The sequence below is a fragment of the Bradyrhizobium sp. BR 10261 genome (genome assembly GCF_019455395.1).
Taxonomy (GTDB): domain Bacteria; phylum Pseudomonadota; class Alphaproteobacteria; order Rhizobiales; family Xanthobacteraceae; genus Bradyrhizobium; species Bradyrhizobium manausense.
This window is the reverse complement of sequence record NZ_JACOFQ010000054.1, coordinates 1-15,676: the sequence shown is the minus strand read 5'-3', so window position 1 is coordinate 15,676 and position 15,676 is coordinate 1. Positions and strand designations below refer to the sequence as shown.

Below are 15,676 nucleotides of genomic sequence, written 5' to 3'. Positions count from 1 at the left end.
GGAGGCACGCCGTTGACTGACCTTTGCGCCGAAGACCTCGCCACCATCTATGCGAAGCCAACCCCGCGCGTGATCGCCAAAGCGCGTCCCGCGATCGATGCGCATGCGAGGAAGTTCATCGAGATGTCGCCGTTCTGCGTGCTCGCGACATCGGGCACCGATGGCAGCGTCGATGCCTCACCGCGCGGTGGCGGCGTCGGCTTTGTCCATGTCGCCGGCCCAAACCAGTTGCTGATGCCCGACCGCGCCGGCAATAACCGCATCGACAGTTTTCGCAATGTCGTCGAAGGCTCGGGGTTCGTGCATTTGCTGTTCTTCGTCCCTGGGATTGACGAAACGCTGCGCGTTGGCGGGCGCGGAACACTCTCGGCCGATCCGGATCTGCTCGCCGCGATGGTGGAGTTCGGCAAGCCGCCGCGCGCGGTTCTGAACGTCGCCGTCAGCGAAGTCTACTTCCACTGCGGCAAGGCTCTGATGCGCTCTAAGCTGTGGTCGACGGAGAAGGTGCCGCGCTCAGTGATGCCCAGTATCAGCCAGGTCATCCACGATCAGACCAGCCTCGGCGAGCCCGAAAGCCAGGAGATCGTGGAGGAGCGCTACAAGGTGCAGCTTTAATTGATATCACAATCCGGGTGTCATCCCGGACAAGCGCAGCGCAGATCCGGGATCCAAAACCACAGGAAGGGGTTTTGACGAAGACTCGCGGCTGCCGGCTCACCCCATAACCTCTCTCTGGGGTTATGGGTCCCGGCCTTCGCCGGGACGACATAAGAGTGTGTGGTAAAGCTAGCGACTAACGGACTAATGCCCCTCGCCCTCGAGCCCGCCGACGTGCTTCTGGGTGTAGAGCTCGAGGCCGATGCGGCCGATCAAGTCGAGCTGGGTTTCGAGGAAGTCGATGTGGTGCTCCTCGTCGCTCATCAGCTTCTCGAACAGGTCGCGCGTGACGTAGTCCTTGACGCCGTGGCAGTAAGTCGCCGCTTCCTGGTAGAGCGCACGTGCGCTCATCTCGGCAGCAAGATCGCACTCGATGATCTCCTTGACGTTCTGTCCGATACGGAGCGGATCCAGCACCTGCATGTTCGGGAAGCCGTCGAAGAACAGGATGCGCGCAGTGAGCTTGTCAGCGTGCTCCATCTCCTCGATGGACTCCTTGCGCCAGACCTTGGCCATATCGAGGAGGCCCCAATTGTCGAGGAAGCGGTAGTGCAGCCAGTACTGGTTGATCGCAGTCAGTTCGTGACGCAGCGCCTTGTTGAGATAGTCGATAACTTTTGCGTCGCCTTGCATGGTCCACTCCAGCTCCTGCAGTCCAAATCGGTTCCATCCGATTTAGAACGCTTCTAAATGAGATTAAACACAAGGGCAACTGACTGCCAGGACGCAGGCGGGGAAAAGCTCAGCCGTCGTCGCGGAAATTTTCAGCAGGCCGCGAGGGCGAACTGGGCGGGTTCGGCGAACTCGTCGTTCGCAGCCACCGTGTGGCTGTGCGGGCAACCGGCGCAGCAGGACTGCGCACACGGGCCGAGCGCTTCGTCGATGATCGTCTTGATCGTTCGGGCGCAGCGACCGCATTCGGCACTACAGCCGAGGCATCCATAGACCTGCTTGGCATGACGCACAGCATCGTCGGACTCGGCGACGGCGGCGCGGATATCGTCATCGCTCAGCACGTTACAGGAACAAACGATCATGGAAGCGGTAGGCCCCGTCGGTGATGCACCATCATCGATATTTAAGGGGCCGGCCGGATGCAAAAGGAAAAACCGGTATTTCAAGTTATTCCAAACTGGCCCGGATAAAGCCTAGAACGGCTCTAAATTAGCGAGTTGCGCTGGATCAAAATGATGCCGGACCGGGCTTAATCGCTGCTCCCGCCACCTCCACCATCACCACCGCCACCACAATCTCCACCACCGCCGCTATCACTGGCGGAGCAGCTGCCGCTGTCGGTCGAGCTTCCGGAACTGTCGCTGGAAAACCAGCTTCCCAAGCCGTCATTCGTCGTATCCGAATAGCTGTCGGCGCCAACGCCGCCCGCTCTGGTGCGCGTCCGTGGGGCGCGGTTCTGCAGGTGGGTCATCAGGGCATAACCCACCACGCCAACGGCGGCGAAGGCGATCAGGGCATTGGTCAGGGCATTCATCGTCGTCTCCTGGAAGCCTCTGTCTCAACCATTGGTCGCACCCGCCCATTGCGCCGTTCATTGATCATTCAAGCGAAATATGGAACTTTGGCCGCAAGAGTTATGCGTTCCTGTGAAAGGTCGAGCCGATGAAGAAGACGCTATTGGCAATCGCTGCCGTTGCCACCCTGGTCCTGACCGCTGGGACGCCGGCTCATGCGCAGCGCGGTGTCGCGGCGGGCGTCGCCGCCGGCATCATTGGTGGTGCCATCGTAGGTGGCGCGCTGGCGTCTCCGTATTATTACGGACCCGGCTACGGCTATGGCCCAGGCTACGGCTACTATCCGCCCCGCTATTACGCGCCGGGTCCCGGCTACGTCGCCGACGATTATTACGGCGATGGCTGCGTCTGGCAGAAGCAGCGCTTCTGGGACGGCTACGCCTGGCGCGTTCGTCGCGTCCGAGTCTGTGGCTGAGGCGCGTTAGGCCGGATGGTCGGGCCGTTCCGTTGGGCCGGTTCACTACGGACGCGCCATTCATCTCAAAGCCTGAAAAAGACCGCTTTTTCTCGTCACAGCTCCGTGTGCGTTTACCGTGGATTGACCAATTGCGCGCTTTCTAGCTGCAAGGCCAATTCCATTAGAGTGTGCGTGAACCTTTGAACCCTGGACGCTCCTAACGAGGGACGTCCTTCTCCCAGGAGAGCCAAGAGCATGAAGAAGACTATTGTTGCCGCCCTCACGGTTGCGACGATCGCCGGTTCGCTGGTGACCGCCACTCCGTCCGCCAAAGCCGGTGACAACATCGGCGCCGGCATCGCGGCCGGCCTGATCGGCGGCGCCATTGTCGGCGGCGCGATCGCATCGAGCCGTCCGGCCTATGGTGGCCCGGTTTACGTCGCCGAGCCCGCTCCGCCCCCGCCGCCCTGCTACTGGCAGCGGCAGCGCTATTGGGACGGTTACGGCTGGGTCATTCGCCCGGTTCGCGTCTGCTACTGATCCGATCGCACGGCGCTGACCAGGCGCTGCGATCGAAGCCCGGCCGAGACCATCGGCCGGGCTTTTTCATTGGGAAGGCCGCTAGCGCGCGGCGTCGATCGAGCGCAGCACCTCTTCGCTCGGCCAGCAATCAACCTTGAGCCCCGCCGATTTCTGATAAGCGCCGAGCGCGGCGCGCGTCTGCATGCCGGCCTTGCCGTCGATCTTGTCCTTGTACAATCCGATGCGGGTGAGCCCGCGCTGCATCGCCTCCACATCCTTCGTACGCAGCTGCTTGGATGCCGACCATGGCGTCGCAAATGGCAGCGGGCTGGTCATGCGGTCGCTGAGATGACCGACGAACAGCACGTAAAGGTCGGAGAAATTGTATTCCTTGATGACGTAGTAATTCTTCGTGGTCAGGAATGCCGGACCATAGATGCCCTCCGGCTGAAGCAGCGAGGCCGGCTGGGCCTGCTCTGCGGCACTCAACTTCTGCCCGCGCACCGGCACAAAGCCTTCACGCAACCACTGACCGATCGGCTTGGTCACCTCAGGCACGCCAATGGTGCAGTCGACCTTGGCAGGTGCCTGCACTTCATAGGCCCAGCGCACGCCACTCTGCCAGCCCTTGTTGACGAGCTGCTGCGCAGCCGAGGCGAGCGCATCCGGCACCGAGTGCCAGATGTCGATGCGGCCATCGCCGTCGAAATCGACGCCATGCTTGTAATATTCGGACGGCAGGAATTGCGTGAGCCCTGTGGCACCCGCCCATGATGAGGTCATGTCCTTGCGCGTCACCACGCCCTCGCCGAGGATCTTCAGCGCGAGGATGAACTCGTTGCGATAGGTGTCCTTGCGCCGGCCGACATAGGCCTGCGTTGCCAGCACGCGGACGAGATCGTAAGGCAGTTTATAGCGACCATAGTCGGTTTCACGTCCCCAGATCGCGAGCATGACGGTCGCAGGCACGCCGGAGCTCTTCTCGATCTTCGTCAGCGCGGCATTGTATTTTTGCAGCAGCCGCTGTCCCTCGCCCGCGAGATTCGCAATCGAGGCTTCCCGGACGTAATCGGCCGGCACCTGCACGAACTCGGCCTGCGACGGCGCACCGGTCGCGGGCCGCCCCGGCAGAATCAGATCGGGCAGCTTGTAGTCAGGCTCAAGCCCGCGCGTCTCTCGGTCGAACGTCGCGCGCGAGACGCCGGCCTCTTGCGCTTGCGGCCAGAGCGAGGCGATGAACTGCGTAAAGGCAGCATCGGCAGCATGGGCGGACGGCCATCCGCCGGCGATGATGATCACCGCAGCGATGAGCGCCCGCCGCATCATCACACCATCACCGCGTCAGCTTCTTGTACTTCACGCGGTGCGGGATGATGCTGTCCTGGCCGAGCCGGCGCATCTTGTCCTTCTCGTAATCCTGGAAGTTGCCTTCAAACCATTCGACATGACTGTCGCCTTCGAAGGCCAGGATGTGGGTCGCGATGCGGTCGAGGAACCAGCGATCGTGGCTGATGATGACGGCGCAGCCGGCGAAATCCTCCAGCGCCTCTTCGAGCGCGCGGAGCGTGTCGACGTCGAGGTCGTTGGTCGGTTCGTCGAGCAGCAGCACGTTGGCGCCGGACTTCAGCATCTTTGCCAGATGCACGCGGTTGCGTTCACCGCCGGAGAGTGCGCCGACCTTTTTCTGCTGGTCAGCGCCCTTGAAGTTGAACGACGAGCAATAGCCGCGCGAGTTCACTTCCTTCTTGCCCAGCAGGATCAGCTCGTTGCCGCCGGAGATTTCCTCCCACACGGTCTTCTTGCCGTCGAGTGCATCGCGCGACTGGTCGACATAGCCCAGATGCACGGTCTCACCGATCGTGATCGTGCCCTTGTCGGGCTTATCCTGCCCCGTGATCATCCTGAACAGCGTGGTCTTGCCGGCGCCGTTGGGACCGATGACACCGACGATGCCGCCGGGCGGCAGCTTGAAGGTGAGATCGTCGATCAGCAGGCGATCGCCGAAGCCTTTGCTGAGGCCTTCGAAATCGACCACGTTGGCGCCGAGCCGCTCGGCCACGGGAATGATGATCTGCGCGGTCTGGGTCTGCTTCTCGCTCGCCTGCTTGAGCAGTTCCTCATAGCGCTGGTAGCGCGCCTTCGACTTGGCCTGGCGCGCCTTGGGCGACGAGGCGACCCATTCCTGCTCGCGGGCGAGCGTCTTCTGGTGCGCGGCGTCCTCGCGGCCTTCCTGCTCGAGGCGCTTCTGCTTCTGCACCAGCCAGGACGAATAATTGCCCTCGTAGGGGATGCCGCGGCCGCGATCGAGCTCGAGGATCCACCCCGTGACATTGTCGAGGAAGTAGCGATCGTGGGTGACGATCAGGATGGCGCCGGGATAGTTGCGAAGATGACCTTCCAGCCACGACACGGATTCGGCGTCGAGATGGTTGGTCGGTTCGTCCAGCAGAAGGAGGTCGGGCTGGTCGAGCAGAAGACGGCACAGCGCGACACGGCGGCGCTCGCCGCCCGAGAGCTTCGTCACGTCGGCATCATCAGGCGGGCAGCGCAGCGCGTCCATGGCCTGGTCGACCTTGCTGTCGAGATCCCAGAGGCCCTGGGCCTCGATCTCGTCCTGCAGCTTGGTCATCTCGTCGGCGGTCTCGTCCGAATAGTTGACCGCGAGCTCGTTGTAGCGGTCGAGGATCGCCTTCTGCTTGGCGACGCCCTGCATGACGTTGTCGCGGACGGAAAGCGCAGGGTCCAGTTGCGGCTCCTGCTCGAGATAGCCGACGCGGGCGCCCTCGGCGACCCAGGCCTCGCCGGTATATTCCTTGTCGAGGCCCGCCATGATCTTGAGCAGGGTCGACTTACCAGAGCCGTTGACGCCGAGAACGCCGATCTTGGCGTCCGGGTAAAAGCTGAGATGGATGTTGTCGAGCACCTTCCGGGTCGGGTAGCTCTTGGTCAGGCCTTGCATGAAATAGATGAACTGGCGCGCCATCGGTCCCGTGAAACCTTCAATTTGAGGAGATTTGCTAGCCGCCGATGTAGCGATCCCGCCCCCAAAGGGCAATGTTTTCCCTCCGTTCACCACGGATGAATACTGGCCGGACACCATCCGGCCACCGATCCGGACAATTGAAACCATCTTTTAATCAATCAGGCCAAAGCTCGGTTTCGCGCGGCAACAGCGCCACCCGCTCAGAATGAACGGGGAGCACAGCGAGGCCCATCATCATGGCTCTGATCGAGACCCATTCCCTTCCCGTTCCGGCAGAAGCCGGTCGCGCCAACGCGCTCGTGTCCGAGGTCAAGGGCTTTTGGAAGCGCTTCTTCGCCACCGCCTTCAATCCCTACCGGCCCGAACTTCACTACATGCGCGGCCCCGGCCCCGCCTGGCGCGCAAAGCATGGCATGGATGCGCCGATCCGGTTGAAGCCGCGCTGAAGCGCCCCGTCCCTGTCGGATTTTTGAGGTCCCGGACTGCTTGCGCGCAAGGCTGATTGCGCGCAACCATGGCCCGGTTCCGACGATGGCGCCCCCCGTCCGGCGCTTCGCCTCTCGCCATGGATGAACGCTGATGACGCGGCTGCGCTGTGCAATTCTCGACGACTATTTCAACCTCGCCCTCGAGGTCGCCGATTGGTCGAAACTGTCCGACCGGATCGACACCACCGTGTTCAGCCATCCCTTCACCTCGGAGCAGGCCGCGGCCAGCGCGCTCGCCGATTTCGAGATCATCTGCGCGATGCGCGAGCGGACAGCGTTCCCCAGGAGCCTGTTCGACAAGCTGCCCAAGCTGAAGCTGCTGCTCACGTCAGGCATGCGCAACGCGGCGATCGACATGGAGGCCGCGAAGGCCAAGGGCGTCGTGATCGCCGGCACGCAATATTCGCGCGATCCGACCGCGCCGCTTGCCATGGGCCTGATCCTGGAGCTGACCCGCGGCATCGGCCGCGAGAATGCGCGCATGCATGCCGGCGAGCCCTGGCAGACCTTTGCCGGCGTCGAGATCGAGGGCCTTACGCTCGGCATCGTCGGCCTCGGCAAGCTCGGTAGCAAGATGGCCGGCATCGCCAAGGCGTTCGGCATGAAGGTGATTGCCTGGAGCCCGAACCTCACGCCGGAGAAGTGCGCCGCCGCCGGCGTCGGCTACGCCACCAAGGAGGAGCTGTTCGCCAAGGCCGACATCGTCACCATCCATGTGGTGCTGAGCGAGCGCTCGCGCGGCCTCGTCAGCCGCGAGGATCTTGCGCGAATGAAGCCGACCGCGTTCCTCGTCAACACAGCGCGCGGGCCCATTGTCGATGAGGCCGCGCTGCTGGAGGTCTTGCAGCAGCGCAGGATCGCGGGCGCTGGCCTCGACGTATTCTCGGTCGAGCCGCTGCCGGTCGACCATCCCTTCCGCAAGCTCGACAATGTCGTGCTGACGCCGCATCTCGGCTACGCCACCAAGGACGGCTTGCGCATCCACTACGGCCAGATGGTCGAAGCGATCGAGGCCTTTACCAAACGCGACGACTTGCCGCGCAAGCTGGCCTGAGCGCGACGAGACCGGGATAACCGGTCGTCGCGCTTCATGGAAGCTCAAGCCGCCGTGCGCTGACCGGCGGAATGCCTGGCGGCATCGACGAAGCCGTCGCGCCAGGACGGGTGCGCGGGCAGCCAACCGAGCTCGCGCTTGGCCTTGGCGTTGGAGGCCCCGCGCACCTCGGTCATCATCGCCACCATGTGCTCGCCCGCGAGCAGCCGCCCGAGCCACGCCGGAACGTGAAGCGGCGGCTTGGCGCCGATGATCTCGGCGAGCCCGGGCAGCCAATCCCTGACCTGCACCGGGTGGTCGTCGACGATGTTGTAGATATCGCCGCCGTGGCCGCGCTCGACCGCAGCGAGGGTCGCAGACGCCGCGTCTTCGGTGTGAGTGAACGACCAATACCCGCCTCCATCGCCGATCACAGGAACGCGCCGCCGACGGAGCTGATCTATCATCGCCGGCGACAGCGTGCCGGTTTCGGGCCCATAGAAGAATCCATAGCGCAGCACGATGCCTTCGGGCGCAGACGATGCCGTGACCGTCCGCTCCAGATACCGGATCGCCTCAAGCGTACGGCGCAGCTCCTCGGGCGGATCGGGGTCAAGTTCATCCGCTTCCGTCTTGATCGCTCCGCCGTCGCGGTTGAAGGTCCAGCCGCAGAAGCTCTGTGCGATGAAACGCTTGGCCCCGGCCTCGCGCGCGGCGGCGAGCAGATTGTCGGTTCCGCGCGTGCGCAGCTCATTCGTCCTCGCGAACGTGCGATCGAAATGCCGCAGATCCGTCGCGGCGGCGAGATCGGTCATCTGATGGATGACCACATCGGGTCTTGCCGAGATCGTGGCCGCACGCACGCTCGCGGCGTCGAGACCATCGGCAATGACGGGCTCGGCGCCAAGCGCCCTGAGACTGTCCGCTTTCGCCGCGCTCCGCGTCGAAGCCACGACCTGATGGCCGCTGGCGAGCAGGAGGGGGACGAGGTGGCGGCCCACGGCGCCGGTGGCGCCCGCAACAAAGATTCGCATCCTGTGCTCCTCGCATTCGTTGCAATCAGCCGGGACGTAGTCGAGCCGGGCCGGGATTCAAGCGAGCGGAGGCGCGAACGCGCATAGGTCAAATGATTGCGGCGCGTGGCCGAAGCACACGCGCCGCGATGGATCGAGTTCTGCGAACCGGTCTAGCGCACGGTGACCGGGGCGGGCAGCGGCGGCACGACGGTCGGCTGCGTGCCCGGCACCGGGCCTGCCTGGGCGGCCATTGGAGCCTGACCGGGTGCAGGACCGGCCGATGCGGTCGTCGTACCAGCCGGCGGATTGCCAGGCATCACCACGACGCGGGTGCCAACCTTGGCACGGTCAAACAGGTCCGAGACGTCTTCGTTCAGCATGCCGATACAGCCTGACGAGACAAACTTGCCAATCGTCGAGGGCTGGTTGGTGCCGTGGATGCGGTACACGGTCGAGCCGAGATACATCGCGCGGGCGCCCAGCGGATTGCCTTCGCCACCGGCCATGAAGCGCGGCAGATAGGGCTGACGCTCGATCATTTCCGCCGGCGGATGCCAATCCGGCCACTCGGCCTTGCGGGTGATCTTCTGCACGCCAGTCCAGGTGAAGCCGTCGCGGCCGACGCGGACGCCGTAGCGAATCGCACGGCCATTGCCGAGGACGTAATAGAGGTAGGTGTTCGGGGTATCGACCACGATGGTGCCGGCCGGCTCCTTGGTCTGGAACGCAACCTCCTGGCGGCGCAGGTTCGGCGGCAGTTGTACGGGAGCAGCGTCGGGCTGCTCTTCGGGCGGCAGCGCGGCGACCGACGTCGGCCGGCCATCGGCGCCCTGCTGTGGGACCGCGCCCGTCGCGGCGGGGCCACCGATAGCTTCGGGCGGACGCATGCCATCGCTGGCTGGCGCCTGCCCCGGACGGTCGGCATAGATCACTGCGGGGGGAGCGGCAGGGCGGCCATAACGGGGATCGTCGGGCGACATGACCGGCCCCTGCGGCGGTGCGGCGGAATAAACCGGCGGAGCGCCAGCCGGGCGGCCATAACGCGGGTCATCCGGCGACATCACCGGGCCCTGCGGCGGAGCCGCGGAATAGACCGGCGGGCCGGCGGGACGAGCGTAACGCGGATCCTCAGCCGGCCCAGGCGGCGGCAGCGAGGCCTGCGGCATTGCGTCGTCGTCGTCGTCGAGCGAGTCGAAATTCGGGGTGCGATCGCCGGGCCGATACTCGGCCGGAGCGCCATAGCTCGGCGCCTGCTGAACCGGATAGCTCTGGGCCTGTGCAAGCGAAGTTCCCGCCGCAGCGACTGTTGCGGCAGCGCATATCGTCAGAAAATGTTTGATCATCATCGCTCTTGTAAGTCCCCGGGCCCCGTCCGAGCCGATGACGGCCAGATGACCGAAGATAGCGGCACATTCAAGACATAACAGGCTGATTTGTGCCCGATTTAGCGATTTGTGATGCAATCGCACACAGTTGCCCCGTTGCATCACGGGGTGAAAATCGCATTCCGCCGTAGATTGCCGGAGTCATCAGCCCCGATTTTTACGGAACGGGGCGAAGGCGTTGCGATATGGTCGAATCAGCCTGATTCGCCACCGATTTGAGTTCGAATCCCCGCGTGGCGAGGGCGGCAACCAGTACCGTCACCGCGTTCAGATGGCTCATGGGCCCTGGCCACACGCCGCCGGGGCGGAAATCGCAACCCGTCAATGCTTCCGGGCTTTCGCTTCCTGCTTGCCGCGATCCTGCTGTCTACCTCCATCCTGGTGTTCGGCCTGGGCGCCGCCGCGCTCGTGCGGGCGAGCCACGAGCAGTATGTCAGCAACCCCTCCTGGCGGAACGGTCCGCAGGAGCAGATGTTCGCGCAAGCGTCCGAGCCCGCCCAGCCGGTGCTTGCTGCCCTGCGCATCGAGCCCGCCGCGCCGGCCGCCAACGATGCGGCACCTGCGATGCCCGTGCAGGTCTCGAGCAGCCAGATCTCGAGCAACCAGGTCTGGAGCAACCAGGTCCCGAGCATCGGACTGCCCGCGGTCGAAACGGGACCCGAGCAGATGGCTGCGGTGACGCTCGACGCCAAGGTCCAGCCTGAGCCCCAGTCTGAGCCTCAGGTCGTCGCCGTCGCGGCGGTGGCAGAGCCGGCTGCGTCCGCCACCGAAGCGCAGGCTCCTGAGCCGGCCAGGAGTGAGGCGGCAGCTTCCGCGCCCACCGACACGCTCACCCCGGCGGACACCACGGCTTCCATCGCCATGGCGATTCCGGCCCCGGCCATGAGCGCCACCGACGTGCCGCGCACCGCAACGCCGGCGCTGGCCTCGCGCGTGAGCGACATCGCAGCGGCCAGAGTGGCGGCACTGAACGACCTCGCGCCGCCGGCGAAGCCCAAGGCCAACAGCGCAAAGCAAGACAGCAAGCCGCGAGCAAACAAGCCGAAGAAGCGTCACCGCATCGTACGGCCTGCGCCGCCTCAGCAGGTCAATCAGGCGCTCGATCCGTTCGGCCAGCAACGGCAGCTGCAGCAGCTACAACAGCAGCAGCTACAACAGCAGCAGCTACAACAGCAGCAGCTACAGCAGCGGCAGCTACAGCAGCGGCAGCTACAGCAGCGGCAGCTACAGCAGCGGCAGCAGCAGATGCTCGCCACGGCGGCCACGCGCCCGCGCCAATAAGGTTTACGCCGGTCCGGTCGCGATGGCCGGGCCGCCCTCCTGGCCCCATTCCGACCACGAGCCGTCATAGAGCGCGGTGTCGGTAATCCCGAGGCGATAGAGCGCGAGCGTCAGCACGCCGGCGGAGACGCCGGAGCCGCAGCTCGTAACGATCGGCGCATCGAGCTTGACGCCGGCGCCGGTGAAGGCGGCGCGCAAATCCTCGAGTGACTTCATCACCCCGGTCGCGGCATCGAACAGCTGGCTATAAGGCACATTGCGCGCGCCGGGGATGTGACCGGAGCGGATGCCCGCGCGCGGCTCGGGGGCGCGGCCCTCGAAACGATCGGCAGCGCGGGCGTCGATCACCTGCTCGGCGCGGCTTTCGAGGTTGGCGATCAGCTGCTGCATGCTGCGCACGCGCTTCGGATCGTAACTGGCCTTGAAGCTTGCAGGCTTCGGCTTGACCTCGCCGCTCTCGACCGCACGTCCCTCGGCGCGCCACTTCTTCAGGCCGCCATTGAGGATGCGGACATTGCTGTGGCCGAAGGCCAGGAACATCCACCACGCGCGGGGCGCGGCGACCCAGCCGCCGGCATCGTAGATCACCACGGTGTCGGCGTTGGAAATGCCGAGATTGCCGACGTCGCGGCCGAACTGCTCGGCGCTCGGATACATGTGGGGCAGCGGATTGGAATGATCGGACACCGCGTCGACATCGAAGAACACAGCACCCGGCAGATGCGCTGCGAGATAATCATCCTTCGGCAGCGGCAGCACGCCCGGCAGCTTGAAGCTGGCGTCGAGCACTTTGACGTTGGAATCATTGATATGGGCGGCGAGCCATTCGGTGGAGACGAGGGGATCGGGGGTCATGCGAGGTCTTTCCTTGTGGTCATTCCGGGGCGCGTAGCGCGAGCGAGGTTGATACAGCGCGCGTCACACTCCGCTGTCATCGCCCGGCTCGACCGGGCGATCCAGTACCCCGAGACGGCTGTGCTTCAACCGAGAGGCCGCGGCGTACTGGATTCCCCGCCTTCGCGGGGAATGACGAGTGGAGAGAGCGAGGCCCCTCACCCCTTCTTCTTCTGCTCCCAGGCTTCCGTCGGTCCGCCGGCATCGCGCCAGGCGGCAAAGCCGCCGGCGATGTGGGCGACGGGCTTGAGACCCATGTCCTGCGCGGTCTTGGCCGCGAGCGCGGAGCGCAGGCCCCCGGCGCAGTGAAACACGAACTTCTTGTCCTCCTGGAAGATCGGCTTGGCGTAGGGGCTCTGCGGATCGATCCAGAATTCGAGCATGCCGCGGGTGCAGGAGAACGCACCGGGGATGCGGCCCTCGCGCTCGATCTCGCGGGGATCTCTGATATCGACGATGACGACGTCGCCGTTCTTGGAGATCTCGATGGCGTCCTTGGCCGAGAGCGTCTCGATCTCGGCATTGGCCTCGTCGCAAAGCTGCTTGATGCCGCGGGTGATGGTTTGGGGCATGTGGTTCTCCCTCTTGTCATTCCGGGCGCGCGTAGCGCGAGCCCGGAATCCATTTCTCTACTAACTCTTCCGCCCGATCGATTCCGGGCTCGCCCTTCCGGCGCCCCGGAATGACGGGAGGCTAGTGCGTCAATTCCTTCATCGCATTCTCCAGACCTTCGATCGTGATCGGGTACATGCGATTGGCGAAGATGCGTTTGATGATGGTGGTGGATTCCGAATAGTCCCAGTGCTTCTGCGCCACCGGGTTGAGCCACACCGTGTGTGGATAGGTGCGGATGATGCGGTCGAGCCAGACCGAGCCGGGCTCCTCGTTGACGTGCTCGACCGAGCCGCCGGGCACCATGATCTCGTAAGGGCTCATCGAGGCGTCGCCGACGAACACGACCTTGTAGTCGTGCGGATATTTATGCAGCACGTCCCAGGTCGGGGTGCGATCGGTGAAGCGGCGCTTGTTCTGCTTCCACACGCCCTCATAGAGGCAGTTGTGGAAGTAGAAATATTCCATGTGCTTGAACTCGCTCTTCGCCGCCGAGAACAGCTCCTCGACCTGCTCGATATGCGAGTCCATGGAGCCGCCGATGTCGAAGAACACCAGCAGCTTCACCGCATTGCGCCGCTCGGGCCGCATGTGCACGTCGAGATAGCCGTGATTGGCGGTCTCGCGAATGGTGGTGTCGAGATCGAGTTCGTCGGGCGCGCCGGTGCGCGCGAATTTGCGCAGGCGGCGCAGCGCCACCTTGATATTGCGAATGCCGAGCTCGACATTGCCGTCGAGGTCCTTGAACTCGCGCTTGTCCCACACCTTCACGGCGCGGTTGTTGCGGTTCTTCTCCTGGCCGATGCGGACGCCTTCGGGATTGTAGCCGTGCGCGCCGAACGGCGAGGTGCCTGCGGTGCCGATCCATTTCGAGCCGCCTTGATGGCGGCCCTTCTGCTCCTCGAGGCGCTTCTTCAGGGTCTCCATGAGCTTGTCCCAGCCCATGGCTTCGATCTGCTTCTTCTCTTCTTCTGTCAGGTATTTTTCGGCGAGCTTCTTCAGCCATTCCTCGGGGATCTCCGCCTTCTCCATGGCGTCGAGCAGGCTTTCCAGCCCCTTGAACACCGTGCCGAAGACACGGTCGAACTTGTCGAGATTGCGCTCGTCCTTCACCAGCGAGGCGCGCGAGAGATAGTAGAAATTCTCGACCGAATAGTCCGACAGGTCAGCGTCGAGCGCCTCCATCAGCGTGAGGTATTCGCGCAGCGTGACGGGGACCTGCGCATCGCGCAGAGACGTGAAGAATTGCAGGAACATGGGTGACAGATTGCCCGTCGGTGGCCCAACGTCAAGGGGCGGAGGGCAGCGCCGGGCGCTGGACCCGGAGGCTATTTGCTCTAGAATTGACCACCTCAACGGGTCGTTTTGGGGACTGATGCAATGGGTATTCTCGCAGCGCTCATCATTGGCGCGATCGCCGGCTGGCTGGCCGGCAAGATTGTCCACGGGGCGGGATTTGGGCTGATCGGCAACATCGTCGTCGGCATCATCGGCGCGCTGGTGGCAAGCTGGGTGCTGCCCCAGCTGCATATCGAGCTGGCGACCGGCACGGTCGGGTCCATCGTCGATGCCACGATCGGCGCGGTGATTGTGCTGGTGATCCTTTCGCTGATAAGACGGGTCTGAAAGCCTGACCGAACCAGGAACGGCCGCCACGTGCGGCCGTTCCCATGTCGCGACCGGGGCACTCTTCCCGCCGACGAGCAACAAGGACGCGCGATGAAATTTACCGGCACCAAGGACTATGTTGCGACCGACGATCTCAAGGTCGCGGTCAATGCCTCGATCGTGCTGGAGCGCCCGCTCCTGGTGAAGGGCGAGCCCGGCACGGGCAAGACGGTGCTGGCGGAGGAAGTGGCGAAGGCGCTGAACGCGCCGCTTTTGACCTGGCACATCAAGTCCACCACCAAGGCGCAGCAGGGCCTCTACGAATACGATGCAGTGTCGCGCCTGCGCGACAGCCAGCTCGGCGATGCCCGCGTGTCCGACATCAAGAACTACATCAAGCGCGGCAAGCTGTGGGAAGCCTTTACCGCCGAGCAGCGCCCGGTGCTCCTGATCGACGAGATCGACAAGGCCGACATCGAATTCCCGAACGATCTCCTGCTCGAGCTCGACCGCATGGAATTCCATGTCTACGAGACCGGCGAGACCATCAAGGCCAAGCAGCGCCCGATCATGATGATCACCTCCAACAACGAGAAGGAGCTGCCGGACGCTTTTCTCCGCCGCTGCTTCTTCCATTACATCAAATTCCCCGATGCCGACACGATGGGCCGCATCGTCGACGTCCACTTCCCCGGCATCAAGAAGCGCCTGGTCGAGGAAGCCTTGCGCATCTTCTTCGAGGTGCGCGAGGTGCCCGGCCTGAAGAAGAAGCCGTCGACCTCCGAGCTTTTGGACTGGCTCAAGCTGCTGCTCAACGAGGACATGAGCGCCGAGCAGCTTAGGGAACGCGACCCGCGCAAACTGATCCCGCCGCTGCACGGCGCGCTACTGAAGAACGAGCAGGACGTGCACCTGTTCGAGCGCCTGGCGTTCTTGAGCCGAAGGGAAGTGTGAGGCGCGAGCTCGCTTGCGATAGCGCTCCGCTGCGTCCCCGCCACCGGTGTCATGCCCCGGCTTGACTGGGGCATCCAGTACGCCGCAGCTTCTCGGGTCAATCACACCCGCCTCTGGAATACTGGATCGCCCGGTCACGCCGGGCGATGACAGCGAGGGTGTAGCGCGAGCCCGCCTCCTCCACGTCATTGCGAGGAGCGCAACGACGAAGCAACCCAGAATCCCTCCTCGGAAAGACTCTGGATTGCTTCGCTGCGCTCGTAATGACGGAGTATGAGGCAGCAGCCTCGCCCCCCAAATGACGTTGTCATTCCCCG

Annotated in this window: 18 protein-coding genes; 8 read left to right on the top strand and 10 right to left on the bottom strand. The window is 64.1% G+C overall.

Features of this window, described 5'->3' with window-relative positions:
• The first annotated feature begins 12 nt into the window (after positions 1-12).
• On the top strand, positions 13-615 hold the full coding sequence (locus tag HYH07_RS35440; protein WP_220006798.1) for an MSMEG_1061 family FMN-dependent PPOX-type flavoprotein: 603 nt from the start codon (positions 13-15) through the stop codon (positions 613-615).
• Positions 616-801: 186 nt separating this feature from the next.
• On the opposite strand, the gene bfr is transcribed toward HYH07_RS35440, so the two are convergent.
• From bfr to HYH07_RS35425, 3 genes are all read right to left on the bottom strand, one after another.
• A complete protein-coding gene (bfr, locus tag HYH07_RS35435; RefSeq protein WP_011089420.1) occupies positions 802-1,290 on the bottom strand; it encodes a bacterioferritin in 489 nt (162 codons plus the stop codon).
• Positions 1,291-1,421: 131 nt separating this feature from the next.
• A complete protein-coding gene (locus tag HYH07_RS35430; protein ID WP_057754191.1) occupies positions 1,422-1,694 on the bottom strand; it encodes a bacterioferritin-associated ferredoxin in 273 nt (90 codons plus the stop codon).
• Between the two features lie 167 nt (positions 1,695-1,861).
• The gene (locus HYH07_RS35425) at positions 1,862-2,146 is read right to left on the bottom strand and encodes a hypothetical protein (RefSeq protein WP_220006797.1); all 285 of its coding nucleotides are present in this window, start codon (positions 2,144-2,146) and stop codon (positions 1,862-1,864) included.
• A gap of 128 nt (positions 2,147-2,274) precedes the next feature.
• Between HYH07_RS35425 and HYH07_RS35420 the strand changes: the two genes are divergently transcribed.
• On the top strand, positions 2,275-2,601 hold the full coding sequence (locus tag HYH07_RS35420; protein WP_220006796.1) for a hypothetical protein: 327 nt from the start codon (positions 2,275-2,277) through the stop codon (positions 2,599-2,601).
• A gap of 237 nt (positions 2,602-2,838) precedes the next feature.
• Positions 2,839-3,123 carry a hypothetical protein gene (locus HYH07_RS35415; protein ID WP_057754182.1) on the top strand — a complete coding sequence of 95 codons (285 nt, stop codon included), beginning with the start codon at positions 2,839-2,841 and terminating at the stop codon, positions 3,121-3,123.
• A gap of 81 nt (positions 3,124-3,204) precedes the next feature.
• Here the strand turns inward: HYH07_RS35415 and HYH07_RS35410 are convergent, their stop codons facing one another.
• A complete protein-coding gene (locus HYH07_RS35410; RefSeq protein ID WP_220006795.1) occupies positions 3,205-4,431 on the bottom strand; it encodes a lytic murein transglycosylase in 1,227 nt (408 codons plus the stop codon).
• Between the two features lie 7 nt (positions 4,432-4,438).
• Positions 4,439-6,088, bottom strand: coding sequence for an energy-dependent translational throttle protein EttA (gene ettA / locus HYH07_RS35405; protein WP_220006794.1), 1,650 nt, complete (start codon positions 6,086-6,088; stop codon positions 4,439-4,441).
• A gap of 236 nt (positions 6,089-6,324) precedes the next feature.
• Here ettA and HYH07_RS35400 point away from each other — a divergent pair, with 236 nt between their 5' ends.
• Together HYH07_RS35400 and HYH07_RS35395 are read left to right on the top strand one after the other, a co-directional pair.
• A complete protein-coding gene (locus tag HYH07_RS35400) occupies positions 6,325-6,534 on the top strand; it encodes a hypothetical protein (RefSeq protein ID WP_220006793.1) in 210 nt (69 codons plus the stop codon).
• 133 nt (positions 6,535-6,667) lie between these two features.
• On the top strand, positions 6,668-7,630 hold the full coding sequence (locus HYH07_RS35395; RefSeq protein ID WP_220006792.1) for a D-2-hydroxyacid dehydrogenase family protein: 963 nt from the start codon (positions 6,668-6,670) through the stop codon (positions 7,628-7,630).
• A 44-nt stretch (positions 7,631-7,674) separates the two neighbouring features.
• Here the strand turns inward: HYH07_RS35395 and HYH07_RS35390 are convergent, their stop codons facing one another.
• Both HYH07_RS35390 and HYH07_RS35385 read right to left on the bottom strand, forming a co-directional pair.
• Entirely contained in the window at positions 7,675-8,643 is a 969-nt protein-coding gene (locus tag HYH07_RS35390) for an NAD(P)-dependent oxidoreductase (RefSeq protein ID WP_220006791.1), read from the bottom strand.
• Positions 8,644-8,795: 152 nt separating this feature from the next.
• A complete protein-coding gene (locus tag HYH07_RS35385; protein ID WP_220006790.1) occupies positions 8,796-9,968 on the bottom strand; it encodes a L,D-transpeptidase in 1,173 nt (390 codons plus the stop codon).
• Between the two features lie 366 nt (positions 9,969-10,334).
• Between HYH07_RS35385 and HYH07_RS35380 the strand changes: the two genes are divergently transcribed.
• Positions 10,335-11,291, top strand: a complete 957-nt coding sequence (locus tag HYH07_RS35380) for a hypothetical protein (protein WP_228749981.1) — start codon at positions 10,335-10,337, stop codon at positions 11,289-11,291.
• Between the two features lie 3 nt (positions 11,292-11,294).
• Here HYH07_RS35380 and sseA read toward each other — a convergent pair whose 3' ends face one another.
• From sseA to HYH07_RS35365, 3 genes are all read right to left on the bottom strand, one after another.
• Entirely contained in the window at positions 11,295-12,146 is an 852-nt protein-coding gene (gene sseA, locus HYH07_RS35375) for a 3-mercaptopyruvate sulfurtransferase (protein WP_220006789.1), read from the bottom strand.
• Between the two features lie 197 nt (positions 12,147-12,343).
• Positions 12,344-12,757, bottom strand: coding sequence for a rhodanese-like domain-containing protein (locus HYH07_RS35370; RefSeq protein ID WP_220006788.1), 414 nt, complete (start codon positions 12,755-12,757; stop codon positions 12,344-12,346).
• Positions 12,758-12,878: 121 nt separating this feature from the next.
• Positions 12,879-14,054, bottom strand: a complete 1,176-nt coding sequence (locus tag HYH07_RS35365; protein WP_220006787.1) for a VWA domain-containing protein — start codon at positions 14,052-14,054, stop codon at positions 12,879-12,881.
• A 123-nt stretch (positions 14,055-14,177) separates the two neighbouring features.
• On the opposite strand from HYH07_RS35365, the gene HYH07_RS35360 reads away from it, so the two are divergent.
• Together HYH07_RS35360 and HYH07_RS35355 are read left to right on the top strand one after the other, a co-directional pair.
• The gene (locus tag HYH07_RS35360) at positions 14,178-14,423 is read left to right on the top strand and encodes a GlsB/YeaQ/YmgE family stress response membrane protein (RefSeq protein ID WP_057754156.1); all 246 of its coding nucleotides are present in this window, start codon (positions 14,178-14,180) and stop codon (positions 14,421-14,423) included.
• 93 nt (positions 14,424-14,516) lie between these two features.
• Complete coding sequence (locus tag HYH07_RS35355; RefSeq protein ID WP_024339458.1) at positions 14,517-15,359, top strand: MoxR family ATPase; 843 nt, start codon at positions 14,517-14,519, stop codon at positions 15,357-15,359.
• Positions 15,360-15,676 lie beyond the last annotated feature (317 nt).

Bases quoted from the DNA above. Each gene is read 5' to 3' on its own strand.
- HYH07_RS35385 (WP_220006790.1), bottom strand. From the start codon at position 9,968: ATGATCAAACATTTTCTGACGATATGCGCTGCCGCAACAGTCGCTGCG.
- HYH07_RS35400 (WP_220006793.1), top strand. From the start codon at position 6,325: ATGGCTCTGATCGAGACCCATTCCCTTCCCGTTCCGGCAGAAGCCGGT.
- ettA (WP_220006794.1), bottom strand. From the start codon at position 6,088: ATGGCGCGCCAGTTCATCTATTTCATGCAAGGCCTGACCAAGAGCTAC.
- HYH07_RS35415 (WP_057754182.1), top strand. From the start codon at position 2,839: ATGAAGAAGACTATTGTTGCCGCCCTCACGGTTGCGACGATCGCCGGT.
- HYH07_RS35425 (WP_220006797.1), bottom strand. From the start codon at position 2,146: ATGAATGCCCTGACCAATGCCCTGATCGCCTTCGCCGCCGTTGGCGTG.
- HYH07_RS35360 (WP_057754156.1), top strand. From the start codon at position 14,178: ATGGGTATTCTCGCAGCGCTCATCATTGGCGCGATCGCCGGCTGGCTG.
- HYH07_RS35420 (WP_220006796.1), top strand. From the start codon at position 2,275: ATGAAGAAGACGCTATTGGCAATCGCTGCCGTTGCCACCCTGGTCCTG.
- HYH07_RS35370 (WP_220006788.1), bottom strand. From the start codon at position 12,757: ATGCCCCAAACCATCACCCGCGGCATCAAGCAGCTTTGCGACGAGGCC.
- HYH07_RS35430 (WP_057754191.1), bottom strand. From the start codon at position 1,694: ATGATCGTTTGTTCCTGTAACGTGCTGAGCGATGACGATATCCGCGCC.
- bfr (WP_011089420.1), bottom strand. From the start codon at position 1,290: ATGCAAGGCGACGCAAAAGTTATCGACTATCTCAACAAGGCGCTGCGT.
- sseA (WP_220006789.1), bottom strand. From the start codon at position 12,146: ATGACCCCCGATCCCCTCGTCTCCACCGAATGGCTCGCCGCCCATATC.
- HYH07_RS35395 (WP_220006792.1), top strand. From the start codon at position 6,668: ATGACGCGGCTGCGCTGTGCAATTCTCGACGACTATTTCAACCTCGCC.
- HYH07_RS35380 (WP_228749981.1), top strand. From the start codon at position 10,335: ATGCTTCCGGGCTTTCGCTTCCTGCTTGCCGCGATCCTGCTGTCTACC.
- HYH07_RS35355 (WP_024339458.1), top strand. From the start codon at position 14,517: ATGAAATTTACCGGCACCAAGGACTATGTTGCGACCGACGATCTCAAG.
- HYH07_RS35365 (WP_220006787.1), bottom strand. From the start codon at position 14,054: ATGTTCCTGCAATTCTTCACGTCTCTGCGCGATGCGCAGGTCCCCGTC.
- HYH07_RS35390 (WP_220006791.1), bottom strand. From the start codon at position 8,643: ATGCGAATCTTTGTTGCGGGCGCCACCGGCGCCGTGGGCCGCCACCTC.
- HYH07_RS35410 (WP_220006795.1), bottom strand. From the start codon at position 4,431: ATGATGCGGCGGGCGCTCATCGCTGCGGTGATCATCATCGCCGGCGGA.